This window comes from Streptomyces clavifer (assembly GCF_036345975.1).
Classification (GTDB): Bacteria; Actinomycetota; Actinomycetes; order Streptomycetales; family Streptomycetaceae; genus Streptomyces; species Streptomyces clavifer.
In genome coordinates, this window is the sequence record NZ_CP107793.1 from 2,785,798 (window position 1) to 2,810,466 (window position 24,669).

Annotated in this window: 25 protein-coding genes; 11 read left to right on the top strand and 14 right to left on the bottom strand. The window is 72.3% G+C overall.

Annotated elements, in window-relative coordinates; all coding sequences use genetic code 11:
• Positions 1 to 57: 57 nt before the first annotated feature.
• The 6 genes from OG927_RS11950 to OG927_RS11975 all read right to left on the bottom strand — a co-directional run bounded on the left by OG927_RS11950 (position 58) and on the right by OG927_RS11975 (position 5,953).
• A complete protein-coding gene (locus OG927_RS11950; RefSeq protein WP_056798221.1) occupies positions 58 to 1,077 on the bottom strand; it encodes a glycoside hydrolase family 6 protein in 1,020 nt (339 codons plus the stop codon).
• A 268-nt stretch (positions 1,078 to 1,345) separates the two neighbouring features.
• Positions 1,346 to 2,020 carry a class F sortase gene (locus tag OG927_RS11955; RefSeq protein ID WP_209470457.1) on the bottom strand — a complete coding sequence of 225 codons (675 nt, stop codon included), beginning with the start codon at positions 2,018 to 2,020 and terminating at the stop codon, positions 1,346 to 1,348.
• A gap of 1 nt (position 2,021) precedes the next feature.
• Entirely contained in the window at positions 2,022 to 2,591 is a 570-nt protein-coding gene (locus OG927_RS11960; RefSeq protein ID WP_209470456.1) for a hypothetical protein, read from the bottom strand.
• A gap of 129 nt (positions 2,592 to 2,720) precedes the next feature.
• Complete coding sequence (locus OG927_RS11965; protein ID WP_056798231.1) at positions 2,721 to 3,515, bottom strand: HAD-IIA family hydrolase; 795 nt, start codon at positions 3,513 to 3,515, stop codon at positions 2,721 to 2,723.
• A 182-nt stretch (positions 3,516 to 3,697) separates the two neighbouring features.
• Positions 3,698 to 4,660: a hypothetical protein gene (locus OG927_RS11970; RefSeq protein ID WP_209470455.1), complete on the bottom strand. Its 963-nt coding sequence runs from the start codon at positions 4,658 to 4,660 to the stop codon at positions 3,698 to 3,700.
• Positions 4,661 to 4,822: 162 nt separating this feature from the next.
• On the bottom strand, positions 4,823 to 5,953 hold the full coding sequence (locus OG927_RS11975) for an ROK family transcriptional regulator (RefSeq protein ID WP_199862831.1): 1,131 nt from the start codon (positions 5,951 to 5,953) through the stop codon (positions 4,823 to 4,825).
• A 56-nt stretch (positions 5,954 to 6,009) separates the two neighbouring features.
• On the opposite strand from OG927_RS11975, the gene OG927_RS11980 reads away from it, so the two are divergent.
• Together OG927_RS11980 and OG927_RS11985 are read left to right on the top strand one after the other, a co-directional pair.
• Positions 6,010 to 7,116, top strand: coding sequence for a Gfo/Idh/MocA family oxidoreductase (locus OG927_RS11980; protein ID WP_056798240.1), 1,107 nt, complete (start codon positions 6,010 to 6,012; stop codon positions 7,114 to 7,116).
• The gene (locus OG927_RS11985; RefSeq protein WP_056798243.1) at positions 7,113 to 7,592 is read left to right on the top strand and encodes a heme-degrading domain-containing protein; all 480 of its coding nucleotides are present in this window, start codon (positions 7,113 to 7,115) and stop codon (positions 7,590 to 7,592) included. The genes OG927_RS11980 and OG927_RS11985 overlap by 4 nt, the downstream gene beginning before the upstream one ends.
• An 84-nt stretch (positions 7,593 to 7,676) precedes the next feature.
• Here OG927_RS11985 and OG927_RS11990 read toward each other — a convergent pair whose 3' ends face one another.
• From OG927_RS11990 to OG927_RS12000, 3 genes are all read right to left on the bottom strand, one after another.
• Positions 7,677 to 8,834 carry a wHTH domain-containing protein gene (locus OG927_RS11990; protein WP_209470453.1) on the bottom strand — a complete coding sequence of 386 codons (1,158 nt, stop codon included), beginning with the start codon at positions 8,832 to 8,834 and terminating at the stop codon, positions 7,677 to 7,679.
• A gap of 56 nt (positions 8,835 to 8,890) precedes the next feature.
• On the bottom strand, positions 8,891 to 9,853 hold the full coding sequence (locus OG927_RS11995) for an STM4015 family protein (protein ID WP_241191956.1): 963 nt from the start codon (positions 9,851 to 9,853) through the stop codon (positions 8,891 to 8,893).
• 149 nt (positions 9,854 to 10,002) lie between these two features.
• Complete coding sequence (locus tag OG927_RS12000; RefSeq protein WP_056798251.1) at positions 10,003 to 10,863, bottom strand: fumarylacetoacetate hydrolase family protein; 861 nt, start codon at positions 10,861 to 10,863, stop codon at positions 10,003 to 10,005.
• 346 nt (positions 10,864 to 11,209) lie between these two features.
• On the opposite strand from OG927_RS12000, the gene OG927_RS12005 reads away from it, so the two are divergent.
• On the top strand, positions 11,210 to 11,554 hold the full coding sequence (locus OG927_RS12005) for a hypothetical protein (protein WP_056798254.1): 345 nt from the start codon (positions 11,210 to 11,212) through the stop codon (positions 11,552 to 11,554).
• A gap of 278 nt (positions 11,555 to 11,832) precedes the next feature.
• On the opposite strand, the gene OG927_RS12010 is transcribed toward OG927_RS12005, so the two are convergent.
• The 3 genes from OG927_RS12010 to OG927_RS12020 all read right to left on the bottom strand — a co-directional run bounded on the left by OG927_RS12010 (position 11,833) and on the right by OG927_RS12020 (position 13,622).
• Positions 11,833 to 12,603: a YidC/Oxa1 family membrane protein insertase gene (locus tag OG927_RS12010; protein ID WP_124282221.1), complete on the bottom strand. Its 771-nt coding sequence runs from the start codon at positions 12,601 to 12,603 to the stop codon at positions 11,833 to 11,835.
• Between the two features lie 88 nt (positions 12,604 to 12,691).
• Positions 12,692 to 13,033: a DUF6412 domain-containing protein gene (locus tag OG927_RS12015; RefSeq protein WP_330320134.1), complete on the bottom strand. Its 342-nt coding sequence runs from the start codon at positions 13,031 to 13,033 to the stop codon at positions 12,692 to 12,694.
• Between the two features lie 58 nt (positions 13,034 to 13,091).
• Positions 13,092 to 13,622 (bottom strand): winged helix-turn-helix transcriptional regulator, encoded by a 531-nt coding sequence (locus OG927_RS12020; RefSeq protein ID WP_056798263.1) that lies wholly within the window; start codon positions 13,620 to 13,622, stop codon positions 13,092 to 13,094.
• Between the two features lie 115 nt (positions 13,623 to 13,737).
• Here OG927_RS12020 and OG927_RS12025 point away from each other — a divergent pair, with 115 nt between their 5' ends.
• Together OG927_RS12025 and OG927_RS12030 are read left to right on the top strand one after the other, a co-directional pair.
• Complete coding sequence (locus OG927_RS12025) at positions 13,738 to 15,150, top strand: MFS transporter (protein WP_330320135.1); 1,413 nt, start codon at positions 13,738 to 13,740, stop codon at positions 15,148 to 15,150.
• A gap of 230 nt (positions 15,151 to 15,380) precedes the next feature.
• On the top strand, positions 15,381 to 16,388 hold the full coding sequence (locus tag OG927_RS12030) for an SEC-C metal-binding domain-containing protein (protein ID WP_056798269.1): 1,008 nt from the start codon (positions 15,381 to 15,383) through the stop codon (positions 16,386 to 16,388).
• 49 nt (positions 16,389 to 16,437) lie between these two features.
• On the opposite strand, the gene OG927_RS12035 is transcribed toward OG927_RS12030, so the two are convergent.
• Entirely contained in the window at positions 16,438 to 18,774 is a 2,337-nt protein-coding gene (locus OG927_RS12035) for an ATP-binding SpoIIE family protein phosphatase (protein ID WP_330320136.1), read from the bottom strand.
• A gap of 367 nt (positions 18,775 to 19,141) precedes the next feature.
• Here OG927_RS12035 and OG927_RS12040 point away from each other — a divergent pair, with 367 nt between their 5' ends.
• The 6 genes from OG927_RS12040 to OG927_RS12065 all read left to right on the top strand — a co-directional run bounded on the left by OG927_RS12040 (position 19,142) and on the right by OG927_RS12065 (position 23,714).
• Positions 19,142 to 19,354: a DUF4287 domain-containing protein gene (locus OG927_RS12040; RefSeq protein ID WP_056798274.1), complete on the top strand. Its 213-nt coding sequence runs from the start codon at positions 19,142 to 19,144 to the stop codon at positions 19,352 to 19,354.
• A gap of 92 nt (positions 19,355 to 19,446) precedes the next feature.
• Positions 19,447 to 20,343: a hypothetical protein gene (locus OG927_RS12045; protein ID WP_330320137.1), complete on the top strand. Its 897-nt coding sequence runs from the start codon at positions 19,447 to 19,449 to the stop codon at positions 20,341 to 20,343.
• Positions 20,344 to 20,352: 9 nt separating this feature from the next.
• Positions 20,353 to 20,886, top strand: coding sequence for an SMI1/KNR4 family protein (locus OG927_RS12050; RefSeq protein WP_319103610.1), 534 nt, complete (start codon positions 20,353 to 20,355; stop codon positions 20,884 to 20,886).
• Positions 20,887 to 21,017: 131 nt separating this feature from the next.
• Positions 21,018 to 21,470: a very short patch repair endonuclease gene (locus tag OG927_RS12055; protein ID WP_209470448.1), complete on the top strand. Its 453-nt coding sequence runs from the start codon at positions 21,018 to 21,020 to the stop codon at positions 21,468 to 21,470.
• Positions 21,467 to 22,423: a DNA cytosine methyltransferase gene (locus OG927_RS12060; protein WP_209470447.1), complete on the top strand. Its 957-nt coding sequence runs from the start codon at positions 21,467 to 21,469 to the stop codon at positions 22,421 to 22,423. The genes OG927_RS12055 and OG927_RS12060 overlap by 4 nt, the downstream gene beginning before the upstream one ends.
• Before the next feature lie 88 nt (positions 22,424 to 22,511).
• Complete coding sequence (locus OG927_RS12065) at positions 22,512 to 23,714, top strand: DNA cytosine methyltransferase (RefSeq protein ID WP_245376792.1); 1,203 nt, start codon at positions 22,512 to 22,514, stop codon at positions 23,712 to 23,714.
• Between the two features lie 74 nt (positions 23,715 to 23,788).
• On the opposite strand, the gene OG927_RS12070 is transcribed toward OG927_RS12065, so the two are convergent.
• On the bottom strand, positions 23,789 to 24,583 hold the full coding sequence (locus OG927_RS12070) for a DUF6339 family protein (RefSeq protein WP_307840665.1): 795 nt from the start codon (positions 24,581 to 24,583) through the stop codon (positions 23,789 to 23,791).
• Between the last annotated feature and the right edge of the window lie 86 nt (positions 24,584 to 24,669).

A 24,669-nucleotide genomic window follows, 5' to 3' on the forward strand; every position in this document is an offset into this window, starting at 1 on the left:
TCCCGTCCGGAACGTACCCGGTGCGGGCCGGGGTGGGGCGGGCCCGCGTCGGGCGCCCTACTTCGTGGCGCGGGCCAGGTCCAGTGCGTACTCCGGGTACCAGTCCCCCGCCTTCGGCCCGCCCTTGCAGTCGCCGTCCGACTCCCCCGGCCGCTTGACCCACAGGTACGCGTCCACCAGCTCGTCGCCCGTGTCCGTCGTCGGCGGTTCGCCCAGTGCCCGCCCCGGTGGGTTGCACCAGGTCTCCGCGGGGTCGCCCCCCTCGTACGGGCCGTTGCCGTTGCGGCTCGTGTCGATCACGAAGGGCTTGCCGCCCACCTTCGCCGACAGGCGCTTGCCGAAGTCCGTACTGTCCTCCGTCGTGCGGAAGTTGGACACGTTGACCGCGAAGCCGTCCGCCCCGGCGATGCCCGCCCGCCGCAACGGCTCGTCCAGCGCGTCGGGCGTCTGCCATCCGGCGTTGCCCGCGTCCACGTACACCGTGGCGTTCGGCTGCTGCTTGAGCCGCTGGACCGCGCCCCTCAGCAGGTCGTAGCGTTCCTCGTGGAACTCCCGCGGCGTGCATCCGTCCACCAGGTGCAGCAGCGCGTCCGGTTCGAGGATCACGGTCGCCCGGCGGTCGCCGATGCCCTGGGCGACGCTCTCCAGCCAGGTCCGGTACGCGTCTCCGTCCGCCGCCCCGCCCCTGGAGAACTGGCCGCAGTCGCGGTGCGGGATGTTGTACAGGACCAGCAGCGCGTCCCGGTCGGCGTTCTCCGCCGCCTCGGTGAAGTCCTGCGTGGCGCCCCGCGGATCGTCCGGTCCGATCCACTCGCCCACCGGCTGCTCGGCGATCCTCCGGATCAGCGCGGCGTTCGCCTCGTCGCCGTCGCGCACGTAGGCGGCGACCTGCCGGGCGGCGTTCCCGTCGGGGTTGACCCAGTACGGGTCGCCGCGCTCGGGCTGCTGGTCGACCGCGGCGGGTCCGTCCTTCCCCCCGCCTCCGTCACCGTCGGACGAGGAGCACCCGGCGAGGAGCAGAGCCGCCCCGATCCCGGTCGCCGCACGCGTCATCGGCCCGGAGTGACTGCCGTACATCCATTCCCCCTCGTACCGATGCACTACCGGTCGAAATCCATCCTGGCACAGCGAGCGGGCCGAGGGACTGTTCCGCCCGGATCCGGACATCCTGTCAAAAACCCTCTGCGCCGCACCGGTGGTCCGTCCTAGAGTGTCCCTTCGTGTCAGGACGAACCACTCGACCTCCCGTGCCGTGCCGGGCTACTCCCGCAGCCCGTACACCGCGGTCGAGGACCGGCCCGGCCGGCGGCTCCGAGGGGGAGCGGACCTCCGGCCGGGCCAGGTGTCAGACGGGGTTCCTCCCGCCGCTCCTCTCGCCCGTCAGGTAGGCGGAGACGACCACGTTCGCCGTGTACGCCCGGGACGTGTGGTCGTACGTACCGCCGCAGGTGATGAGGCGGAGCTCCGCACGCCCGTCCTTCCGGGGCCCGTACGCCTTCTGCGCGTCGAAGCGTTCCCGGGTGAAGACCTGGACGTCGTCGACGGTGAATTCGGCGACCGTCCCGTCGGACCTGCTCACCCGGACCTTCGCGCCGGGCTGTGCCGCGCTGAGCCCGTAGAACACGGCCGGCTTGGTCTCCGTGTCGACGTGGCCGACGAACAGGGCGGCGCCCTCCGTACCGGGTTCGGTGCCGCTGCCGTACCAGCCGACGGTGCCCGGCTTCGCGTACGGCGGTGGCTCGATCGCCCCCTCGGAGTCCAGCTCACGCGGGGCGACGGGCGCGTCGATGCTGAGCGAGGGGATCTCCACGCGCTCCGGCGTGGCCCCGTCGAGCGGCTCGTGCGCCGGTGGCAGTGGTACACCCAGGGGACGCCCGACCGCCGCGACGTCGCCGGTCGTCGGAGCCGAGTATCCGCCGGTGGCCTCGCGGCCCCACAGCCAGAGTCCCAGCAGGAGTACGGCCCAGGCGACGCCGGTCAGCAACCGCCCGGTTCCGGCCGTACGGTTCGTGGCCGACACGTCAGTCCAGTGCCGAGCGGCGGCGGCGCGCACTGCGGAGCGCGACGGCGACGGCCGCTACGGCCCCCAGGGACAGTCCGATCAGCGCGTGCTCGGTGCCGGGGCCGTTCCGCTCCCCGGAAGCCGTGGCGGCCCGGTCGGCGGCGAGGGTGGCCGTGCCTCCGCCACCGGCCCGGACGGGGGCGACGGGCGAGGGGTGGCTGTGGCGGAGGACGGTGACCGTGCCGGTGGCACGGCCGTGGCCGTCCTTGCAGGTCACCCAGATCTCGTAGTCGTCGGGGGCGGCGTCGGAGCGGATCCTGGCCTCGGCGACGAGCCCCCTGCCGTCGGCGGGGGCGAAGTGCGCCTCGGACACGAAGGCTTCGGAATTCCCCCTGGCCGACCTGCCCTTGCCGCAGACGTCGACCCGGAGTTCCACCTCCCCGCCCGGGGAGACACGGGACGGGGTGACCGAGACCGAACCCGGGGCCTTCCGGCTGTCGGATTCGGGATCGGCCGGTGCGGCGGACGCGGGAAGGACCATGGCCGCGGCCGCCGCGGTGACACAGAACGTGAGGGTCAGTGAACGCATCGTAAACCTCCTGAGGGAAGGTTCACGCGCCCGTGGACGGGCCGCACGCGCTGACGGCCGTTCGGGTGAGGGCCGCGCGTGCGGACCGGACCGGTCCTCGCGCGCCCGGCCCGATCCTCACGGGAGGGCCTACTCCCCGGGCAGGTCCACGAGCTCGACCAGGTCGGCGATCGACTCGACGACCGTGGAGGGCCGGAAGGGATAACGGTCCATGTCGGCGGTCGTGGTCAGGCCGGTGAGGACCAGGAACGTCTGCATACCGGCCTCCAGGCCGGCGAGCACGTCCGTGTCCATCCGGTCGCCGATCATGGCGGAGGTCTCGGAGTGGGCCCCGATCGCGTTCAGCCCGGTCCGCATCATCAGCGGGTTGGGCTTGCCCGCGAAGTACGGGGACTTCCCGGTGGCCTTGGTGATCAGCGCGGCGACGGAACCGGTGGCGGGCAGCGGGCCCTCGGCGGACGGTCCGGTCTCGTCGGGGTTGGTGCAGATGAAGCGGGCGCCGCCGTTGATCAGCCGGATGGCCTTGGTGAGTGCCTCGAAGCTGTACGTACGCGTCTCGCCGAGGACCACGTAGTCGGGCTCGTGGTCGGTGAGGACGTAGCCGATGTCGTGCAGCGCGGTGGTGAGCCCGGCCTCTCCGATGACGTACGCCGTGCCGCGCGGCCGCTGGTCGTCCAGGAACTGGGCGGTTGCCAGGGCGGAGGTCCAGATGTTCTCCACGGGCACGTCCAGGCCCATGCGCTTCAGACGCGCGTGCAGGTCCCTGGCGGTGTAGATGGAGTTGTTGGTGAGGACCAGGAACGGCAGTCCGGAGTCCCGCAGCCGCTTGATGAAGGCGTCGGCCCCGGGGATCGGGGTGCCTTCGTGGATGAGGACCCCGTCCATGTCGGTCAGCCAGGATTCGATCGGCTTGCGCTCTGCCATGGGACGGGCTCCTGCCGTACGCGCTGTGCACTCGGGGTGCCGGACGCCGGCGGCACCGCGTTGTGCAGCGCCGACGCCCCGATTTTAGGCTGCCCGCCCGGCCGGGCGGAACCGCCGGGTCACCGGCAGCCGATCTTCACCGGCCGGCGACGGAGCGCGGCACCTTCCTGTCCCGGAGCAGGTCAGCGCACCCGGCGGATTCTCCGCGCCCCGGCCAGGGCGGCCGCGCCGCCGAGGAGGAGCGCGCCGGCCGTGAGACCGGTACCGGTCGCCGTCCCCTCCCGTCCGGTGCGGGCCAGTTCGGGGAGCGGGTTGCCGGCGGCGTCGAGGCGGGGAGCGTCCCGGCCCGTGCCGGCCTCCCCGTCGCCGCCCGTACCGGTCTCCCCGTCCCCGTCCGTGCCGGTCTCCGCGTCGCCGCCCGTACCGGTCTCCCCGTCCCCGTCCGTGCCCGTCTCCACCTCGGTTCCGTCGTCCAGGGCCCCCTCGACGACGGTGAAGCGGTAGTCGGCCGACTCCCCGACCCAGTCCCCGTCGCCGCCGCGCTGCTCCGGCCCCGACATCCGCTGGACGATCGCCGCGTTGGCGGTGACGGGTCCGGGCGGGGTGTCCGAGGTGAAGGCCATCCGGATCCGGACGGTGACCGTGTGCTCCGCCGGCACGGTGAAGCCGGGGAAGTCGTCGCCCTCTCCGCTGCCGAACACACCGATCTGCTCGTGGCGTTCGGTGGTCTCCCAGGTCACGCGGTGTCGGGTGTCCGGGTCGGACCGCTCGGAGAACTCCAGCTGGATCCGAGAGGGGCCGAGTGTGCGGTCCCGGTCGGTGAGCACCAGTACGGGGTGGATGGCGCGGCAGGTCTCCGCCGTCGTGTTGGTCAGGTCGAGGTACCAGGTGCCGTAGCCGCCGCCGGAGGCGTAGGTGTCCGGGCCGCCGTGGATACGGGTCTCGATCGGGAAGGACTCGGCCTCGGGCTCGCCGCAGACGGACTGCCGGCCTGCGACGGCGGGAGCGGGGGCCTCCGGTGCCGCGCCCGCCTGGGTGCTGCCGAGCAGGACGGCGGGTACGGCGAATCCGGCCGCCAGCCCGAACGTCCCGAGGGTGGAGAAGACCCGGCCGTCACGCAGTCGGTCAGTGGATCTGGGGGGCATGGAGGGACACCCTTCGCTGCTCGCGAACGACCGGCACGGGGTGCCGGATGCCGCGCACGACGCTGCCACGCACGCACGGGGGGTGCCACCGCCGGGGCGCGAATCCGCCCGACCGGACGGCCAAGTCCGCCCGAACGGCCCCACCGTCCCCTGTCCCGGCCCTCAGTCCTCCACGCCGCCCTCGCCCGCCCGGCCGAAGACGGGGGCCAGCACCAGTTGGGCGGCCCCTTCGGCGACCGGCCGGTCTCCGCCGCCCGCGACGGTGACCGGCACAGGGGCGCCGGTGCCGTCCCGCAGGGCGCGTTCCTCGATGACGGCGCGCACCCCGCCGACGTACGCGTCCTCGTCGGCGGCGACCGTACGGCCGCCGAGGACCACCCGGTCGATGTCCAGCAGCCCGACGAGGTTGGCCGCGCCCGCTCCGAGCACCCGTGCCGCCTCCGCGATGTCGCCGCGGGCGGCGGCGGCCAGGCACAGCGCCTCGATGCAGCCGCGCCCGCCGCAGCCGCACGGGGGGCCGTCCAGCTGAAGGGTCTGGTGGCCGAATTCCCCCGCGCCGGTCCGGGCTCCGCGGTGCAGGGTCCCGCCGAGGACGAGTCCGGCACCGAGGCCGGTACCCAGGTGCAGATAGGCGAAGTCGGCCTCGCCGCGCTCCCGCAGGGCGAGGCCGAGCGCGGCGGCGTTGGTGTCCTTGTCGACGACGACGGGCAGGCCGGTGGCCTCGGCGAGGACGTCCCGGAGCGGATAGCCGTCCCACTGCGGGAAGCCGGTGACCCGGTGGAGCACCCCGCTGCGGTGGTCCAGGGGGCCGGGAAGGGCGGCGCCCACGCCGAACACCCGGTGGTCCTCGGTCCGCGGGGCGGCTGCCCGTACCGTCTGGACCGCGTGGGCCGCCGTGGCGACGACCTCGGCGGCCGGCGCCCCGAGGTCGAGCGGGGCGGTCCGGGTCGCGACCGGGGCGCCGGCGAGGTCGACGAGGACGGCGGTCAGCTCGTCGCGGTCCAGGTGGAGCCCCACCGCGTGTCCGGCTTCCGGGACGAGGCGCAGCACCGTGCGGGGCTTGCCTCCCGTGGAGGCGAGCCGGCCGGCCTCGGTGGCGAGGCCCTCGGAGCGGAGCCGGGCGGTGATCTTGCTGACGGCCTGCGGGGTGAGTCCGGTGCGCTCCGCGAGCTCCAGCCGGCTGATCCCGTGCTCACCGGCCGCGCGGAGCAGGTCGAGCACGAGGGAGGCGTTGTGGTGGCGCAGGGCAGGCAGGTTCGCCCCGCCGCCGCTCCTGCTGTTGCTCCTGTTCACCACACCATTGTCCTCATCGCTTGCACTTTGGCAACAGCGTTGCTTAAGTGGTTCGCATGACTGCCAACGCTCCTCTTCGCGTCGGGCTCGTCGGCTACGGCCTGGCGGGCTCCGTCTTTCACGCCCCGCTGATCTCGGCCACCGAGGGCCTCGTCCTCGACACCGTCGTCACGTCGAACGAGGAGCGGCGGGCGCAGGCCCGCGCCGAGTTCCCCGACGTACGCTTCGCGGACTCGCCCGACGACCTCCTCGCGCGCGCGGACGAGCTGGACCTGGTCGTGATCGCCTCGCCGAACAGGACCCACGTCCCGATCGCGAAGGCCGCGCTGGAGGCCGGACTGCCGGTGGTCGTGGACAAGCCCCTCGCCGGTACGGCCGCCGGGGCACGTGAGCTGGCCGCGCTGGCCGACGAGCGCGGGCTGCTGCTGTCGGTCTTCCAGAACCGCCGGTGGGACAACGACTTCCTGACGCTGGCCCGTCTCGTCGAGGACGGTGAGCTCGGTGACGTGCAGCGCTTCGAGTCCCGTTTCGAGCGGTGGCGTCCGGAGCTCAAGGGCGGCTGGCGCGAGTCGGGCGACCCGGAGGAGATCGGCGGCCTGCTGTACGACCTGGGCAGCCATGTCGTCGACCAGGCGCTCACCCTGTTCGGCCCCGCGGTCCAGGTGTACGCGGAGTCCGACGTGCGCCGCCCGGGTGCGGCGGCCGACGACGACACCTTCATCGCGATCACGCACGCGAACGGGGTCCGTTCGCATCTGTACGTCAGCGCCACCACGGCCCAGCTCGGCCCGCGCTTCCGGGTGCTCGGCTCGAAGGCGGGCTATGTGAAGCACGGCCTGGACCCGCAGGAGGCAGCTCTGCGCGAGGGCGTCCGCCCCGCGGCCGGCACCCCCTGGGGCGAGGAGCCGGAGGAGCTGTGGGGCCGCGTCGGCGCCGGCGAGTCACCGCTGACCGGCGGCGGGGACCCGGTCCGTACGCTGCCGGGCGACTACCCCGCGTACTACGCGGCCGTGGCCGCAGCCCTGCGCGGCACCGGCGAGAACCCGGTGACGGCTCTGCAGGCCGCCGCCGCGCTGGACGTCCTGGAGGCCGCGCGCCGTTCGGCCCGCGAGGGCGTGTCCGTCACCCTTCTTCCGCACCACGACGAGGAGAAGCACGCATGAGCTCCATCGCTCCGACCATCTCCGAGCTGATCGCACAGGAGCGGCGCCTGACGCTGCCGCGCTTCGGCTACGACGACGCGTACGCGCTGGGCGGCCTGCTGGTCGCGCTCGCCCGTGACCGGCACGCCCCCGTCGCGATCGACATCCGGCGCGGCGCGCAGCAGCTGTTCCATGCCGCACTGCCGGGGTCGAGCGCGGACAACGACGCCTGGATCGACCGCAAGCGCAAGGTCGTGGAGCGGTACGGCGAGAGCTCCTACCTGGTCGGCACGCGCTTCCGGGCGAAGGGCACCACCTTCGAGGAGTCCTCCCGCCTGGACCCGGACACGTACGCGGCACACGGCGGTTCCTTCCCGATCGCGGTGGAGGGTGCGGGCGTGATCGGCTCGGTCACGGTGTCGGGTCTTCCCCAGGCGGAGGACCACGCGCTGGTGGTCGAGGCCCTTGAGCAGTTCGCGACGCGCCGCGCCTCCTGACCGGGCTGCGGTGAGGAGAAGGCTCCGCCGGTTCCGGCGGAGCCTTCTCCTCGTCCCGGGGCCGAGGCCCGGGGACGAGGAGGGTCAGGCGGTGACCAGGCCCCGCACCTCCGGGTGGTCGACCTCGTCGGGCAGCCGGTGGCCCAGGGCCGTCAGCCGGGCCGCGACGTCGGCCGGGCTGCGTCCCGTCAGGCTCGCGCTGCGCAGGACGTCGCCGAGATGGACGTCGTCCTGGTACGAGCGGTCGATCGTCTCCAGCAGCCGGATGTCCGCCTCGTCGGCGACCGCGGGCAGGTTCGCGTCCTCGTGCAGCCGGTACCCCAGCTCGGCCAGCCTCGCGGCGACCTCCGCGGGGCTCCGCCCGGTGGCGAGGGCGGCGCGCAGGATGTGCCGTACCAGCAGCCCCGCGGCCGTGTACCGGAGCAGCCAGGGCGCTCGGCCGTCGACGTTCGCGCTGAGGAGGACGAGGTCGTCGGGCTGCGGCGGCGCCGGTACCTCCGGCCGTCCGCAGCCCAGTTCGGTGAGCCGGCCGACGATGTCCTCGGGGGTGCGCCCCGTCTCCCGGGCGAGGCCGAGGATGTGCCCGGGCTCGTGGCTGCCGCGGTGGGTGAGGAGCGCCTCGTCGCCGGGCTCCGGGGTGTACGGGAGCCGGAAGCCGAGCGCGACCAGCCGCGTGGCCACGAAGTGCGGGCTGATGCTCAGGTCACGGGCGGTGTCGTGCACGTGGTGCGCCGGCACCTCGTCGCCCCAGTCGCGGCACTCCCGGTAGTTGGTGCGCTGCTCGAGGATCAGCATGACGTCGGCCGGATGGGAGGACTCGGGGAGCGGACGGCCGCCGTCTCCGCCGAGCCGGTAGCCGAGGGCGGTCAGCCGCCGTGCCACGTCGGCGGGGCCGCGTCCGGTGTGGCAGCCCACTTCGAGTACGTGGCGCAGGGGTACGGGCTCGGCGACGTCGAGCCACGGCTTCCCGTAGTCGGGCACACCCACTCTCCTGACCAGCGGGGCGTCGTCGGGCCGGACGGTGTCGGGAAGGGCGGTCCCGGCCTGCTGGATGTCTGCGTACCCCAGGGCCTCCAGCCGTGACACGAGGACGGCGGGGTCCAGTCCCAGCAGGGCCGCGGAGTGCAGCACCCGCCCGTACGGCACCTGTGTGCCGGGGTCCGGCCAGCGCAGTTCGCCCTTCCTGTCGCGACCGGAGAGCAGGAGGTCGTCCGGGTCCGGGGACTCGGGGGTGTGGGACATGGTGCGGGTGCCTTTCGGAGACGGTGGGTGGCGCGGCGGGAGCCCGGTGACGGCGGTCATTCGGAAACGGCGATGTACCGGCCGTGTTCCTGGCCCCACTCGGGGTTCCCCCCGTCGTCGACCTGCCGTGCGGTCAGGTCCACGCGCACTCCCCGCGGCTCCAGCTCCGTCCAGAGCCGCAGCATCATGGCGTGGCTGAGGAAGTGGTGGGAGAGGTCGAGCTCCCGCAGATGGGTGAGCGGCTGTCCGTGCAGCAGTGCCTCCGCGCCCTCGTCGGTGAGCATGCCCAGCGACAGGCTCAGCGAGGTGAGCCGGGGCACGACCGGTGCGGAGGCCAGCGCGGCGGCCAGCTCGTCCTGGATCGGACTGTTCTGCACTCCCAGGTGACGCAGCGCGGGCTTGCCCTTGCCGGAGAGCAGCGGGAGGAGGTCCTCGACCGTGGCGCCACCACCGTAGTGGTCGTCGCCCAGCCACAGCTCCAGGCGCTCCAGCGACGGCAGCTCGGCGGCGGCGATCTGCCGCACCGCCTCCGGGGGGAGTCCGCCGGACTCGACGCGCAGCACGCGCAGCTCGTCGTGGCCCCCCACGGGGAACCGCAGGCCTTCGCCGCCGCGCAGGGCCAGCTCCCGCAGGCCCGGGAACGCCTCCAGAAGGGGGGCGACGTCGCCCAGGTATATGGAGGAGACCATGGCCTCCTCGTCCTCCAGGTCGCCGAGGAAGATCGCTTCGAGCCCGGTCAGCCGGGAGTTGAGGCTGATGAGCGGCTCTTCCGGGAGCCCGGCGTTGTCGTCGCCGTACCAGGGGCAGCCGAACACCAGCGCCTTGACCTTCTCCAGCTCGACCGTCTCGGCGAAGCGCGCCCAGCAGGCTTCGGCACGCTCCAGGGGGTCGGGCTCGTAGGCCATCTCGACGACCTGGAAACGCCAGGCCACGGCACCCGGATCCGGCAGATCCGCAGGATCGGTGTACGGCGAGAAGGTATAGGTGGGCAGTCCGTGGAAATGCGCGAGGTGGTGCACATACAAGGCGGGACTCCTGACACGGCGGACCCGGAGCGGGCGTTCACCGCGTTCTATCAGGTGCCTCCGACAGGACTGCCGTGCGGCGTGATTCCTTGTGCCGCACGGCAGTTGGGGTACGGGCGGGCGGGGCCCGGCGCACAGGCCCCCTACGCGTCCTTGAGCTCCTGCCGCTGCCGTCCCAGCCCTCCGACCTCCAGCTCCACGACGTCCCCGGCGCGCAGGTACGGCTTCGGCTCGGGGCGGCCCATGGCCACCCCGGCCGGCGTGCCCGTGTTGATCACGTCGCCGGGGTAGAGCGTCATGAACCGGCTGAGGTAGCGCACGACCTCCCCCACGGGGAAGATCTGGTCGGCCGTCGTGCCGTCCTGCTTGAGCTCGCCGTTGACCCACAGCCGCAGCGGCAGCGCCTGCGGGTCGGGCACCTCGTCCGCGGTCACGAGCCACGGCCCCAGCGGGTTGAACGTCTCGCAGTTCTTGCCCTTGTCCCAGGTGCCGCCCCGCTCCAGCTGGAACTCCCGCTCGGAGACGTCGTGCGCCGTCGCGTAACCGGCGACGTGTCCGAGCGCCTCCTCGGCGGAGTCCAGGTAGCGGGCGGTGCGGCCGATGACGACGGCGAGCTCGACCTCCCAGTCGGTCTTGCGGCTGCCGCGCGGCACCAGCACGGTGTCCTCGGGGCCCACGACCGTGTCCGGGGCCTTGAAGAACAGGATGGGCTCCTCCGGGATCGCCGCCCCGGTCTCGGCCGCGTGGTCGTGGTAGTTCAGCCCGATGCACACGATCTTGCCGATCCGGGCGACCGGCGGCCCGATGCGCAGACCCTCCGCGTCGATCGGGGGCAGCACGTCGGGTGTCTGCGCCGCTTCCCGTACGCGGGCGAGTGCCGAGGCGTCGGCGAGCAGGTCGCCGTCGATGTCGGTGACCAGGCCCGAGAGGTCACGCAAGGTCCCGTTACGGTCAAGCAGTGCAGGGCGTTCCGCGCCCGCCGTACCGACTCGAAGCAGCTTCAACGGTCCATCTCCCCTTGGTCGAGATCGAGCCCGTCGGTGGGTTGCGGCCAGCGAAAGGCTTGGTCGATCCTCCAAGACATCGGATCACTCTGCAAGACCCTGTTCACTTACTGGACCGGTCTCCCTCTGCGGATTCCGCCGCGCACCGGCCGACCGTCCGCCCAACGGTGCGGGATGCGAGGGACCGGTGTCCCTGCGCCCGGTCCCGGGTACGCGGTGCGACCCTCCACCCGGGTGAGGAGGAACGGTTTCTCCGGAGGCCGTTGGAGTGTTGGTACGTGTGGCGCCGCCGGAAGCCGGGGCAGCGTGGGACCGAACCCCCACCTTCTTCCAGAGGACTTCTCCCATGCGCCTTCGCCACCACGTCGCCGCCGCCCTCGGCGCCCTCACCCTGGTCGTCACCCTGCCCAACGCGGCCTCGGCCGCCACAGGTCAGTTCAGGTACACGTACGAGACCGGCGAGGGTTACGAGGCGGTCGGCTTCCTGAACAACCCGCGGAGCGGGGAGTGCGTCAGCCTGTCCGGCGCCGGCCTCGACGCGCTGCCGCCGGCGTACGCCCCGAAGAACCTCACGAACGCCACGGCCACGGTCTTCCTCGCCGCCGACTGCGAGGGCGACGTCTTCTACACGCTGCGGCCCGGCGGAGGCGCCTCGGAGCGCCTGGAGGTCCGCTCCGTGGTCTTCAGCTGATCGGCCCCGTCCCGGACGGCCGGGCGTGAGCCCTCCCGGATGTCCGCCCCGGGACACCGCGTTCGCCCTCGGGTCGGTCCGGTCGGTCCTCTTTCCGCTTACGGACGGCCTCGGCCCGGTCCGGCGGAGACCCCGCTCGCCTCGGCCCGGTCCGGCATAGACCCCGGGTCCGGGAGTTCCTGTTCGCGGGAGACCCGGGAGCCGCCCGCGAGTGGCTCCCGGGCCCCCGCTTGCGCAGCCCCTGCCGGGCATAAGCCGTGCCCCGTCGGCGGCCCGCCTCAGAGCGCGGGCGCCGGGGCGGCGTCCACGACCGGGGTGTCCCGGTAGAGGTACGCCCGCTCGATCGCGGTCCAGGTGGTGCTGGTGACGATGTAGAGCGCGGCGGCCAGCGGCACGAAGGCCACGGAGAAGAGCGTGAGGAAGGACATCAGCGGCATGACCTTCGTCATCGCCCCCATGCCGGGCATCGGCTGTCCGTCCGGGCCGGCCGCCGGGGTCACCGGATTCGCCGCCATCTGACGCTTCGTGCGGCCGTAGTTGAACGTGGCGACGGCGGTGACGATCACGAAGAGCGCCAGGTAGACGAGCCCCTGCGCACCGAGGGGCCCGCCGTCCGCGAGCGCGTTGTGCCAGCGCTCTCCGAGCGGGGCGGTGAACAGCTCGTGGCCGAGGAGCGAGTTGGGTTCGCCGCCGATCCGCTGGCTGGAGAAGAGGTGGTAGAGCAGGAAGAAGGCCGGCATCTGCAGCAGGCTGGGCAGGCAGCCGGAGAGCGGCGAGACCTTCTCCGCGGCGTGCAGCTCCATGAGCGCCTTCTGCATCCGCTCGGGGTTCTTGGCGTGCTTCTTGCGGAGCGCGGTGATCTGCGGCTGGAGCTTGGTCCGGGCCTTCTGGCCGCGCGCCGCCGCCCGCGACAGGGGGTGCACGGCGAGCCGTACGAGGGCGGTGAACAGGACGATCGCGGCGGCCGTGGACGCGGTCTGGAAGAACGGCTGGAGCAGATCGGCCAGTGAGCCGACCAGGCTCGCGAAGGCGGACATGAAAGCGGACATGGGTGAGCCCTCCGGGGGTCTCGTCGTGCCGGGGTGAGTGGAACTCGGCAGGACGACCCGCGCGGGGAGTACGGAGAGGTGCTGGTCCCTACGCGGCCGTCAGGAGGGCGTGTCCGGGCGCTCGGGGCCTCGTGCGCCCCCTGGCGTCGGGATCGCGTTGAGGCAGGAACGCGGTGCGCTTCTCGCGGTCGCGCATGGCGGTGCGCACCCGGGTGCGGGGCACCGGGGCCGCGCAGCGGGCGCTGATGACGGAGCAGACGAGGAGCGCGGATCCGGCGGCCGCGGTGGCCGCGAGGGCGACGGCGGCGGAGAGGCTGCCACCCTCGGCGAGCAGGACCTCGGTGAGGAACAGGACGAGGAACGCGGCGGGGCGGAGCACGGGCCGGAGCAGCTGGGCGACCCCGCGGCGTACACAGCCGGTGTCGCTCATCGGTGCCTCCCCTCCGTGCCGTGCGGCGCGTGCGCGCCCGTGATGTGTCCTTCAGCCGTTATACACGATCGGTCTCCAGCGGCTGGAGGAGCCGGCGGGGGACGAGCAGGGCCCGGCTGACCGGATCGGCCGGGTCGGGGTCCAGTCCGGGGCCGGGCCGCATCTCCACGTCCTCGGGGTCGACGCCGGTCCAGCAGGCGGGGCACTGGCCGAAGGCGCCCAGCTCGGTGCCGCACGCGGCGTGCACGAAGATCCGCATGGGGAGGGTGCCGGGGAGGTGCTCGCGGCCCCAGAGGCCGAGCGAGCGCACGGTGGGCCAGAGCGCCCTGCCGCTGCCGGTCAGCACGTACTCGTCGCGCGGGGGCGATTCCTGGTAGCGGCGCCTGACCAGCACACCGGCCTCGGTCAGGGCCTGCAGCCGGGTGGCGAGGACGGCGCGCGGGATGCCGAGGTGGGAGAGGAAGTCGCTGTACCGGCGCACGCCGTAGAAGGCGTCGCGCACGACCAGCAGGGTCCAGCGCTCACCGACCACTTCCAGCGCGCGGGCGATCGAGCACTGCTGGGTCGCGTAGTCCTTGCCGAGAGCCATGGGATCACTTTACCTCCACTGGGTTCGATGAATGAACTGACCATGTTAACGTGGCCGCGTCCGGTGAGTTCATTCACCGAACTCACTCGACGGGGTCGAGCCCCGGAAGGACGTCATGACCCAGCAGCCCGTACGGACCGAGCCCGCACCCTCCCCGCACGCACGGCCCGCACCCGTAGCCGCCCGAGCGCACCGGCCCGGTGCGACCCTCGCCGTCACCAGCGCCGCCACCACCGTCGCGCTGATGAACTACACCGCGCCGATGACGACGCTCCCGGACATCTCCGCCTCCCTCGGCACGCCGGCCGCCGTCCAGGCCTGGCTGCTCAACGGCACCCCGCTCGGCCTCGCCGTCCTCCTCCTCGTGGCGGGCAGCCTCGCCGACGACTACGGCCGCCGCAGGCTCTTCCTCCTCGGCACCCTCGGCCTCGGCCTCACCACCGCGCTCGGCGCGCTCGCCACCTCGACGCTCGGCTTCACCCTCGCCCGGGTCGGCCAGGGCGCGGCGAGTGCGGCGATCCTGGCCACCAGCCTGGGCCTGCTGGTCGGCGCCTATCCGGTCGGCCACGCCAGGATCAGGGCGATGGGCGTGTGGGGTGCGTTCGTGAGTGCCGGCATAGCGCTCGGCCCGCTGCTCGCGAGCTCGCTCGGCACCGTCGACTGGCGGCTGACGTACCTCGCCCTGGGTGTCGGCGCCCTCGTCACGGCTGCCCTCGCCTTCCGGGTGCTCACCGAGTCCCGCGCACCCCGGGCCGGCCGCCCCGACCTGGCGGGCGCCGCCGTGCTCGGACTGGCGATGACCGCACTGCTGACCGCGCTGACGCTGGGCCGGGACGGCTGGCTGCGCACGCCCGTGGGCCTGCTGCTGCTGACGGCCCTGGCCCTGACCGCCGTGTTCGCCGCGGTGGAGCGGCGGGCCGCCGCCCCGCTGATCGACCTGGCGCTGTTCCGCAGCCGGGCCTTCCTCGCGTCGGCCGCGGGCGGCCTGTTCACGGGGCTCGCGGTGATCGGCCTCTTCAGCTACCTGCCGACGCTGCTCCAGCACGCGCTCTCCCTCTCGGCGCTCGACTCGGCCTGGCTGTTCCTGCTCTGGTCCGGTACGTCGTTCGTCACGGCGCTCCAGTCGCGCCGGCTGGCGGGCAGGGTGGCGGCCCGCCACCAGCTGGCGGCCGGATTCCTGCTGCACGGCCTGGCGGTGCTGCCGCTGCTGGGCACGCTCACCGGCGGCTCCGGGAGCGCGAGTACGCAGGTGTGGCTGCGCCTGGTGCCGGCCCTGATCGTCGCCGGGATCGGCAGCGGTCTGCTCAACGCGGCGCTGCCGCGGCTGGCGGTCGAGTCCGTGCCGCCGGAGCGCGCCGCCATGGGTTCGGGGGCCAACAACACGGCCCGCTACCTCGGCTCCTCGGCCGGTGTCGCCGTGACGATCGCGGTGGCAACGACGCCGTCGGGTGCGGACGCGGCGGTGCTGGTGTCGGCGGGTACGGCCCTGGCGGCAACGGTGGGCGTCCTGCTCCTGCGGGAACGCTGAGCCGGGACCGCGGGCGGGGTGGGCTCCCGTCCCGCTCGGGTGCCCGGCGGGCCTTCCCCGCCCCGCCCCTCCGCCGGGAGGGAAGGCCCCACGCACGTCCCGCCGGGAGCTCCGGCCCCACGCACCTCGCACGCGGGCGCGGGCCGTTCCCCTCACGGCCTTGTGGCCTCCACCACGGCTCCACCCCGCGCTCTCTCACCTCGCCCCCGTACCGCAGTACGGTGTGGTTCATGCGCCCCGACACGCCTGCCGACCACACCACCGAAGCCGAGCGCCTGCTGCGCACCGCGGCGCAGTACCCCGAGGACCACGAACCGCTGTTCCTCCAGGCCGCGGCCCATCTGGAGCTCGCCGGAGACCGCGCCCGCGCCACCACCCTCTATGACGAACTGCTCGGCTCCCCCGCGACGACCGTCGAGAACCCGCACCTGGTCAAAGCACTCAAAGCGGCCAATCTCTGGGAGTACGGCCACGAGGCGGAGGCCCGCGCGATCATCGACGGCATCCGTGCCTCGGCCCCGCTCGACGCGTCGGCGTGGGAGATCGCCGCTGAGACCCTGGAGGGCCATGACGAGCTGGAGCCGGCCCACGACTTCTTCTCGACCGCGCTGACGCTCCTGCTCACGCCGGGCGAGGAAGTCCCGTACGCCACGCAGTCCTTGCTGATCGGACGCCACCGGGTGCGCAGGCTGCTCGGCGTCGGCCACGACGCGTGGGACGAGCTGGCCGACACCCTGCACACGGCCGCCGTCCCCCTCGACGAGCTGCACGACCCGAAGCGCCTGTGGTCGCTGGGCTCCTCGGACCCGGGCGAGCTGCAGGCGGAGATCACCCGGCTGCGCGCCGAACTGGGCACCTACCGCACGGCGTTGTCCCGCCCGTTCCCGGTGGCCGTGCTGCACTGGCCCGAGGACGAGCTGCGCGAACTCCTCACGGCGTACCCGGAGCTGAATCAGGAATACGCCGGACACCAGGACCATCTGGCCCGCCTGGAGGCGGCGTTGCGGGACCTGCACACCACGGGCACACCGAATCTCGGCATCGTCACGGGCACGGTCCCCTCGTACGAGGCGTTCGCCGCGTCGGAGGCCGCCTCGCCCTCGGACCCGGATCTGCTCCCCCAGTACGCCACCACCCTGGCCGCCCGCGGGCGTGCCGTCCCGTGGCCCCCGGCGCGCAGCGCGGCGTGCTGGTGCGGCTCGGGACGCGCGTACCGGGAGTGCCACGGCGGTGCGTAGAGGGACTCCGGAGGTACGGGAGTACGGGCGGGCGTGAGCACTCCTGGGATCACCCGCTCGTCTGTTCCGGGGGCAGTGACTGTTCGGTCCAGACGGTCTTGCCGCCCGGCGCGTAGCGGGTGCCCCACTGCGTCGCGAGCTGGGACACGATGAAGAGGCCCCGCCCGCCCTCGTCGATCGTCCTGGCATACCGCAGGTTCGGGGAGACGGAGCTGGCGTCGCGGACCTCGCACATCAGCACCCGGTCGAGGACGAGGCGCAACTCCAGCGGCGGCAGCCCGTAGTGCACCGCGTTGGTGACGAGTTCGCTGACGATCAGCTCGGTCGCGTATCCCGTGTCGCCGTCGAGGTTCCAGTCGGCGAGCTGCCGGGTCGCCAGACCGCGGGCGGCGGCCGGGGCCGAGCTGTCGTGCGGGAGGTTCCAGATGCCGAAACGGTCGGCCGGAATGCTGCCGGTGCGTGCCAGGAGCAGGGCGGCTCCCTGGAGGTCGACGGTGGCGGGGAGCGCGTAGGCGGCCTCGTCGCACAGCTCGGGCAGGGAGCGGCCGGGCCGGCCGTCGGGCCGGTGGCGGGGATGGTGGCCGGGAGAGTGCTCCGCCTCGGTGAGCACGCGGCGCAGTGCGCCCATGGACGACTCCACATGGGCTTGGAGCGCACTGCTGCAGAAGGCGAGCAGGCTGCCCTCGCGGAGCGGAAAGGTGCTCGCCGCCACGCTGGGCGCCCGTTCCTGGGAGCCGAGCGGAGGGCCTTCGGCCAGACCGGCCACGGACGCGGCACCGTCCGGGCCGACGACGAGCGGGGCCGGATGGCCGGCCGACGCGACGGTGCACGTGCGGCTGAACGGGTCGTAGACGGCGTACACGCAGGTCGCCGCCGGCATGCTTCTGCGCAGCGGATCGCTCGGCGGCAGCTCGGCCCGCTCCTGCACCAGCCGCGACGCGGTGTCGTACAGGCGGGCGAGCAGCTCGTCCGGCTCCAGGTCGAGCTCGGCGAGGGCGTGGATGACGGTACGGAGCTGGCCCATGGTGATGGCCACGTGGATGCCCTGCCCGGCAACCTCCCCGATGACCAGGGCCGTACGTGCCCCGGGGAGGGCGATCGTGTCGAACCAGCAGCCGCCGCCCGCTCCCGGCAGTACCAGGTGCGCCGTTTCGACAGCGCCGTGGGACGTCGGGCCCCGGGGGAACAGCCGGTGCTGGAGAGTACTGGCGATGGCGCGCTCGTGGACGTACCGGCGGGCGTTGTCGATGCTGAGCGCGGTCCGGGACGCCATGTCCTCCACGACCGGGAGGTCGTCCTCGGTGTACGGATCGGAGTCCTCGCACCGGTAGAGGCTGACCAGGCCGAGGACCGCACCGCGCACGGTCAGCGGCGCCACGACGAGGGTGTGGGCTCCGCTCGTCCGGATCGCAGCGGCGCGGGCGGGGTCGGCGTCGGCCCACGGCACGTCCACGAGGGGAACGAGGCGCGGCCGGGGGTCGGACAGCACGCGCTGGAAGGGGGTGGCGGGGAGGACGGCGCGTACATCACCCACCGGATGGGCCGGATCAGCGCTGCGGGCCCCGAAGGCGGCCCGGCGCAGCGGGACTCCGGGGACGGGCGGACCCGTGGGCAGGTCCTCGCCGCGCAGCACCGAGTCCACGACCTCCACGACGGCGACGTCCGCGTACCCGGGAACGACCGCGTCGACGAGGTCGCGGCAGGTGGTCTCGACGTCCAGGGTCCCTCCCACGACTCCGCGGACCGCGGAGAGCGCCGCCTCCCGGGCGCGGGCTCCGACGCGTTCCGTGGCGTCGGTGACGGACACGACCACTCCCGGGATCCCGTCCGCCCACTCGGGCTCCAGCCGGAACGCCGACAGGGACAGGGTGCGCCTCCCCGGTACCCCGCCGGACGGACGTGCGCGGAACATCCGCTCGCCACCGGTGCCGCCGGTCCGCAGTACCTCACGCACCGAGGCATCCACCGCCTCGGGGTCATCGAAGCCGTACACCTCGGCGAACGGACGCCCGCGCAGGCGCTCGGAGAGCGCCGCTCCCCCGGACGGATCGGTGACGCGTACGACCCGGAGGTCCCTGTCCAGCACATGGACCCGCACCCGGGCCTTCGCGAAGAGCACGTCCAGCACGGCCGGTCCGAGGACGCGCTCGCCCTCCCGGGGGCCGTCGCTCTCACTCCAGACACCCCAGTGGGCCCCGGGATCCGCCGAAGGCAACAGCCGCAGGCCTGCCGTCCCCCGGTCCAGGTGCTCCCCGGCCGCCAGTACGGCCATGACCTGCTGCCCGACGGCCGCGTCGGCCGTGAGCCCGAACCGCCACTCGGCCGCCGCGCTCCACCGGGTGACCATTCCGTCACCGTCCACGGCCATCAGAGGCCCGTCAGCCATGAGCCCAGCTCCTTCGCCCCGCCACGGGACCCTGGGCGAGCCCCCGCGCGGCGCTGCGTCTTCCGAACCAGGATCTGCCCCGCGTCCGCCGCCCGCTACCGGAGCGGCCCCCGCGACCGGTGCTCGGATCCGGTCCCGGGCCTTCCCGGGCCATCAGGACCGGGAAGGCCCGGCGCCGGGACCGGGAAGGTCGGAGGGCGGCCGCCGGGGAAGTCCGGAGGGCGGCCACCGATGAGTCTCGGACGTACGCGCAGTCATCAGCACGACAGAACGTCGATCTGATCAGATGATCACCCGACCATGAACGACGAACGACGCCGAATGCCGAACACCGAAAGCCGAACGCACACGGACAGGACGCAGCGAGATGACCGAACCGGTAAAGGGCCCCGCGAGCTACTTCCCCTCGATCGAGAAGAAGCACGGCCGCCCGATCGCGGAGTGGAAGGACCTCATCCGCACATCCCCCCTGACCAAGCACATGGAGCTCGTCTCCTGGCTCAAGACGGAACACGGCCTGGGTCACGGCCACGCCAACGCCCTGGTCGCCCACACACTCGCCGAGGACAGAGCCGCGTAGCCGGCGCAGGGGCGGGGCGACCGCCGGTCTCGTGTCCGTCACGATTCCGGCACCCGCCCGGGGGCGGGAGCGGTGCACGCCAGGATGAACGCGTGAAGATCGCCGAACTGGTACTGAAGTACGTCGAGGCCCTCGTCTGGCCCCTGGTGACCGTGGCCCTGGTCTGGGGCCTTCGCGGACACATCAGGGAGGCCATCGGACGGCTGACCCGGCTGGAAACACCCGCGGGGAGCATGGAGTTCGCCCAGGAGGCCCGCGAGCTCCTGGACGAGGCGCAGCGCCTGACCGTGCCCCGTCCGCACGTGCCGAGCGAGCAGCCCGCCCCTCCGGAACCGGCACGGGATCCCGTCCCCGCACCGGCCACGGACGAGGACTTCGTCCTGCCACCGCCGTTCCCGCAGGCAGGGGGGTCGGACCCCGGACCGCCGATGCCGCGGTGGGTGTACGGGGGCGAGAGGGTGTACGGGGGCGAGGCCGGGTCCGCGCCCGAGCAGGCTCCGAACGCATCAGCCGACGCCGACGGGAGCGACGAGCGGGGAGCCAGCCTGCGCATGGTCCCCCGGCGCCTCCGGGACCGCATCCTGCTGCGGGAGCTGTTCACGGAGGCCATGGCGCTGGTCCCCGCCACCCCCGTCGGAGCCGTGGTCACCGCGTGGACCACGCTCGAAGGCTTCTGCGCGCACGTTCTGGAACGCCACGAGGTCCCCGTGGACCGGGCCCGGTCCGGCGCCCACGTCAGCCGGCAGCTGATGGCGGGGCTGGGCGGGCTGGGCGTGTCCAGCCAAAGCCGGGAAGTGGTCCGCCGGCTCCGACGACTGCGCGACACCGCCGTGCACCGGCCCGAGGCGGTCACGCCCGAGGCGGCACGCGACTTCGTGGCCGGCTGCCGCTCGGTCGCCTCCGAGCTGCAGCAGTACGACAGGGCCCCCGGGACGGGCCCGGCCGGTGGGACCCGAACACCGCCCGGCGCTGTCAGCGGCCACGCCTAACCTGCGTACATGACCGAGACGACCGGCACCGACGACGACCGCCGCTTCCCTCCGGCCCTGGCCGAGGTGGCCCGGGTGGAGTTCCCCTACGAGGACGACCACAGCGTCGACTTCGAACCGTACGAAGCCTTCGAACCCGCCGAGAAGACGACCGACTGGCTCCGCCACTGGACCGGCGACCACGACCTGGACGGCGACGTCTACCGCGTCTTCGGCCAGGACGGCACGGGCGGCCTCGCCGCCCTCTGGCTCGCCCGCCCCGGCCGCCCTCTGGCCGACCAGCCGGTGGTGTTCATGGGCTCGGAGGGCGAGAACGGCGTGGTGGCCGGGAACCTCTCCGACTTCCTGTGGGTCCTGGCGGACGGCCTCGGCCCCTGCGAGGTCGTCGTGTTGCAGGACGACACATCGAACCCCGACGCGGCCCTGACCGAGCTCGCCGAACGCCACGCGACGACGCCGCGCCGGCCGGCAGCGGAGATCATCGCGGCGGCACAGGCCGAGTTCCCCACGTTCGAGGAGGACCTCGAGAAGCTGTGCCGGTGACGGGGTTGGACCAACGAGCCGTACGAACGCCGGGCGCCCACGGTCCAGCCCGGTTCCAGCTCCCACTTCGGACAGCGCAATTTCGTCATCCTTGATCGCGAAGCGGACGAAGCGTAGGACAATCGACAGTAATGAACACCGCAAGGCCTTCCTCTCCTGAGGTCTCCGCCAGGATGAGCCGCCAGGCGAGCCGCGACACCGCACCCGAGGTGGCGGTCCGGAAGCTGCTGCACGCGTCCGGCTACCGGTACCGCCTCAACGAGCGGGTGCCTCAGATGTCCCGTCGGACGATCGACATCGCCTTCCCGCGGGCGAAGGTAGCGGTGTTCATGGACGGGTGCTTCTGGCACGGCTGCCCCGAACACGCCACGCAACCGAAGTCGAACGCGGAGTGGTGGCGGCAGAAGCTCGACAAGAACATGGCACGGGACTCGGAGACGACGGCGCACCTGGTCGCCGAGGGGTGGACGGTCCTGCGCTTCTGGGAACACCAACTCCCGGCGCAGGTAGCCGAGGTGGTCGCGGAAGCCGTCGATCGCGAGAGGCCCGCCAGGCGGGCAACACAAGGGGGCGGGGGCTCATGAGCGGATTGCGGTTCGTGGATGTCTGCGCTGGCGCGGGCGGGCTGGCGTTGGGCTTGGAACAAGCAGGCTTCGACCCGGTGCTGCTGTTGGACAACAAGGCGGTGGCCTGCGACACGCTGCGCCTGAACCGACCGTCGTGGCACGTGATGGAAATGGATCTCCTGGAATTCGTCCCGGACGAGCACCCGAAGACCTACGACGTGGATCTCCTTTCGGCGGGCCCGCCCCGGGTGAAGTCCAGCGCGACCACGGCGAGGAAGGAGACGGAGGAGGAACAGCGCCTGCTGGAAGCGGCGATCCTCCTCACCCACTCCATCCAACCCCGCGCCCTCCTCGTCGAGAACGTGCCGGGTCTCGTGTCGGCTTCGGCATTCGAACCTCTGCGCTCGTTCATCCGCGAGGAGCTGGAGCATCTCGGATACCGGCTGCACTGGTTCGTCCTGAACGCGGCCGACTTCGGCGTACCACAGGACCGCAAGCAGGGCGTGCTGGTCGCACTGAAGGAGCGGTATTCCAACCTCTTCCGGCCGCCGCTGCCGACGGTCAAGGAGCACGTGTCGGTAGGCAAGGCGCTCCACCGTTCGGTGGCCGCCCGCGGGTGGCTCGGCGCTGACGCATGGGCATCTCAGGCACTCAGCGTGGCGCCGACGCTTGTCGGTGGCTCGGACAAGCGCGGCGGAGCGGATCTGGGGCCGACAGGGACGAAGAGGGCATGGGCGCGGATGAGGGTCAATGGAGGCGCCCTGGCCGATGAGGTCCCGGGGCCCGACCTCGACAGTTCCGCCGACATGATCAAACTTACGGACTCGCAGGCTGCGCTCCTTCAGGGGTTCCCACGTGAGTGGCAATTCGCAGGCAGAAAGACCGCGCGGTACCGGCAGATCGGTCACGCCTCACCACCACCGGTCGGGGCCGCTCTGGGACGAGCACTCGCAGTCGCCCTGAAGCGCTGATCCTTCTGGGGCCGACGGGCCCACCGGCCGGCTACACTGGCTCATCATGACCTGCCCAGTTCCTCCGTCACTCCCGCGTGCGAAATTCATGATCGTCGATCTTTTCGCAGGTCCCGGTGGTCTCGACATCGCCGCCACGATCATGGACGAAGTAGAGAGCATCGGCGTCGAATGGGACGACGCGACCCGTGCAACGCGTCGGGCGGCCGGACTTCTGACCACGACGGTGAAAGATGTCGCCGCGCTCGGTCCGCGCGACGACGAGGTCGCCCGAGCGAACGTCCTCACCGGCGGGCCTCCGTGCCAGTCCTTCTCCGTCGCGGGCAACCGTAAGGGCCACAAGGCTCTGGAACAGGTCAAGGCACTTGCCACGCAATTGGCCGGCCATGACGAACTCAAGCAGTTCGAGGCCGCGTGGAAAGAGGTCAAAGACAAGACGGACAAGATGTCCGACGACCGCACCGGCTTCGTGCTCCAGCCCTTGCGCTGGATCATGGAGGCCAAACTCGGGCGAGGCAAGCCGTACGACGTGATCGTCCTCGAGCAGGTGCCCACCGTTCTGCCGGTCTGGAAGCACTACGCCAAGCTCCTCCGCCGAGTCGGCTACGCCGCCGACGCCCATGTTCTCCACTCAGAGGATTTCGGCGTCCCACAGACACGCCGGCGTGCGGTGTTGATCGCTCAGTGGGACCCGGAGAATGTGGACAGGCCTGTCCAGTTCCCCACCGCTACGCACCAGCGCTACCGCAAGGGAATCACTCGCCTTCTCCAACAGGACACTCCGGAGTGCGAAGACCAGGGGGCGCTGTTCGCCGCACCTCAAAAGGGGAAGAGCCCGGTCAAGCCTTGGGTCGCCATGCAGGACGTGCTCACCGAGCGTCCGTCCGACTTCGAGGTGGTCTCCAACTACGGCTCGGGGGGCGACCCCAAGAACCGGGGGCGCCGCACCTCCGACCAACCCGCGGCGACGATCACGGGAAAGGTCCGGCGTAACCGCGTCTTCCTCCTGAAGGAGACCACTTCCGGGGCGAAGGAGGTCGGCGAGGAGCTGGAACGGCTCACATTCGAGGAAGCCGGCCTGCTTCAGTCGTTCCCGAAGAAGTACCCGTGGCGGTCCACCGATGTGGCCCAGCAGATCGGCAACGCGATTCCGCCGCTCCTTTCTCTGCACATCCTCAGCAGTGCACTCCGACTCGGGCCGCCGGACGACGATTTGATCAACAAGCTGGCAACGTGGACACCGAAGCATCCGGCCCCTTTGACGGAAGAGGACCTCGCCGAGGACCTGTGAGTCGTCCGGGGCCTGCGGTGACAAGCCCCGGACGGAGCTACGACCACCGCGTGTTCCGGGGGCCTCGACAAGGCTCAGTCTTGTGCAGCCTTGGACCGAGCCCGATCACGCAACGGTGCCTCTGCAGCAAATCGCTCGAACATCTGCGTCAGGGCCTCACAGGACGAGCGCCGGGCTGTGCCGTCGGCCGGCCCTTCAGGGAGTCGGTCCCACGGGACCGCCGGAGCTGATTCCACCTCTTCGATCCAGTCGGAGAGCCCGAAATGATCAGGGGCGTCGTCCGGCGCGATCACCTCGTACATGAGCGTGCTCCCGGCCACGTTGACTGCGGTGCAGAGCGCGTTGACTCGGTCCCCGAGCCTCGATGCGCCCTGTCGGGACAGGTCTTCGAGAACCCGCACCAGGGCCAGTGCGGTGGGCTTGTGATCGATGGTGGAGAGTCGGAGAGCCGTGTTGATCATGTCCTGATTCCCGCAGGCGATCTCTGCGGAGGTGTAATCGGGCCCGTCGCGGAACATCTCGGCGGCCCACCACAACCGGGCGAAGGCCTGACTGTAGTGAGGACCCACAAACCTGACGCCCGTGACCGTCCTGGCGTCGCCGTCGGGGGATCCTCCGAGTGGCAGGTGCCGCCACAGAACGTAGTCCGGTGCCACAGCCAGAGCCAGGAAGTTCCACAGACCGGGGTTCGCCGCCTCGGCCCGGGTCATCCGCAAGGTCGCGTGCAGCCGGGGCGCCAACCAGGCATCGGCGTCGGTCCTCGCCGCGTCGAACCGGCTCATGGCCTCTTCGACAAGCTCTCGCACCGGTTCGACGCCCCAACGGGCGGAGTCGCTCTCGATCGCCGTGCTCGCCCGAAGGATCGCCACCTGAGGCAGGCCGTCCCGGCCCGCGCGTACTCCGTGGGTGAGGAGACCGGTGGCGACGTTGCCGGGTAGCGAAGCGAGCCGTTCGG

Bases quoted from the DNA above. Each gene is read 5' to 3' on its own strand.
- OG927_RS11950 (WP_056798221.1), bottom strand. From the start codon at position 1,077: ATGTACGGCAGTCACTCCGGGCCGATGACGCGTGCGGCGACCGGGATC.
- OG927_RS11960 (WP_209470456.1), bottom strand. From the start codon at position 2,591: ATGCGTTCACTGACCCTCACGTTCTGTGTCACCGCGGCGGCCGCGGCC.
- OG927_RS11965 (WP_056798231.1), bottom strand. From the start codon at position 3,515: ATGGCAGAGCGCAAGCCGATCGAATCCTGGCTGACCGACATGGACGGG.
- OG927_RS11970 (WP_209470455.1), bottom strand. From the start codon at position 4,660: ATGCCCCCCAGATCCACTGACCGACTGCGTGACGGCCGGGTCTTCTCC.
- OG927_RS11980 (WP_056798240.1), top strand. From the start codon at position 6,010: ATGACTGCCAACGCTCCTCTTCGCGTCGGGCTCGTCGGCTACGGCCTG.
- OG927_RS11985 (WP_056798243.1), top strand. From the start codon at position 7,113: ATGAGCTCCATCGCTCCGACCATCTCCGAGCTGATCGCACAGGAGCGG.
- OG927_RS11990 (WP_209470453.1), bottom strand. From the start codon at position 8,834: ATGTCCCACACCCCCGAGTCCCCGGACCCGGACGACCTCCTGCTCTCC.
- OG927_RS12005 (WP_056798254.1), top strand. From the start codon at position 11,210: ATGCGCCTTCGCCACCACGTCGCCGCCGCCCTCGGCGCCCTCACCCTG.
- OG927_RS12010 (WP_124282221.1), bottom strand. From the start codon at position 12,603: ATGTCCGCTTTCATGTCCGCCTTCGCGAGCCTGGTCGGCTCACTGGCC.
- OG927_RS12015 (WP_330320134.1), bottom strand. From the start codon at position 13,033: ATGAGCGACACCGGCTGTGTACGCCGCGGGGTCGCCCAGCTGCTCCGG.
- OG927_RS12020 (WP_056798263.1), bottom strand. From the start codon at position 13,622: ATGGCTCTCGGCAAGGACTACGCGACCCAGCAGTGCTCGATCGCCCGC.
- OG927_RS12025 (WP_330320135.1), top strand. From the start codon at position 13,738: ATGACCCAGCAGCCCGTACGGACCGAGCCCGCACCCTCCCCGCACGCA.
- OG927_RS12030 (WP_056798269.1), top strand. From the start codon at position 15,381: ATGCGCCCCGACACGCCTGCCGACCACACCACCGAAGCCGAGCGCCTG.
- OG927_RS12035 (WP_330320136.1), bottom strand. From the start codon at position 18,774: ATGGCTGACGGGCCTCTGATGGCCGTGGACGGTGACGGAATGGTCACC.
- OG927_RS12040 (WP_056798274.1), top strand. From the start codon at position 19,142: ATGACCGAACCGGTAAAGGGCCCCGCGAGCTACTTCCCCTCGATCGAG.
- OG927_RS12050 (WP_319103610.1), top strand. From the start codon at position 20,353: ATGACCGAGACGACCGGCACCGACGACGACCGCCGCTTCCCTCCGGCC.
- OG927_RS12055 (WP_209470448.1), top strand. From the start codon at position 21,018: ATGAACACCGCAAGGCCTTCCTCTCCTGAGGTCTCCGCCAGGATGAGC.
- OG927_RS12060 (WP_209470447.1), top strand. From the start codon at position 21,467: ATGAGCGGATTGCGGTTCGTGGATGTCTGCGCTGGCGCGGGCGGGCTG.
- OG927_RS12065 (WP_245376792.1), top strand. From the start codon at position 22,512: ATGATCGTCGATCTTTTCGCAGGTCCCGGTGGTCTCGACATCGCCGCC.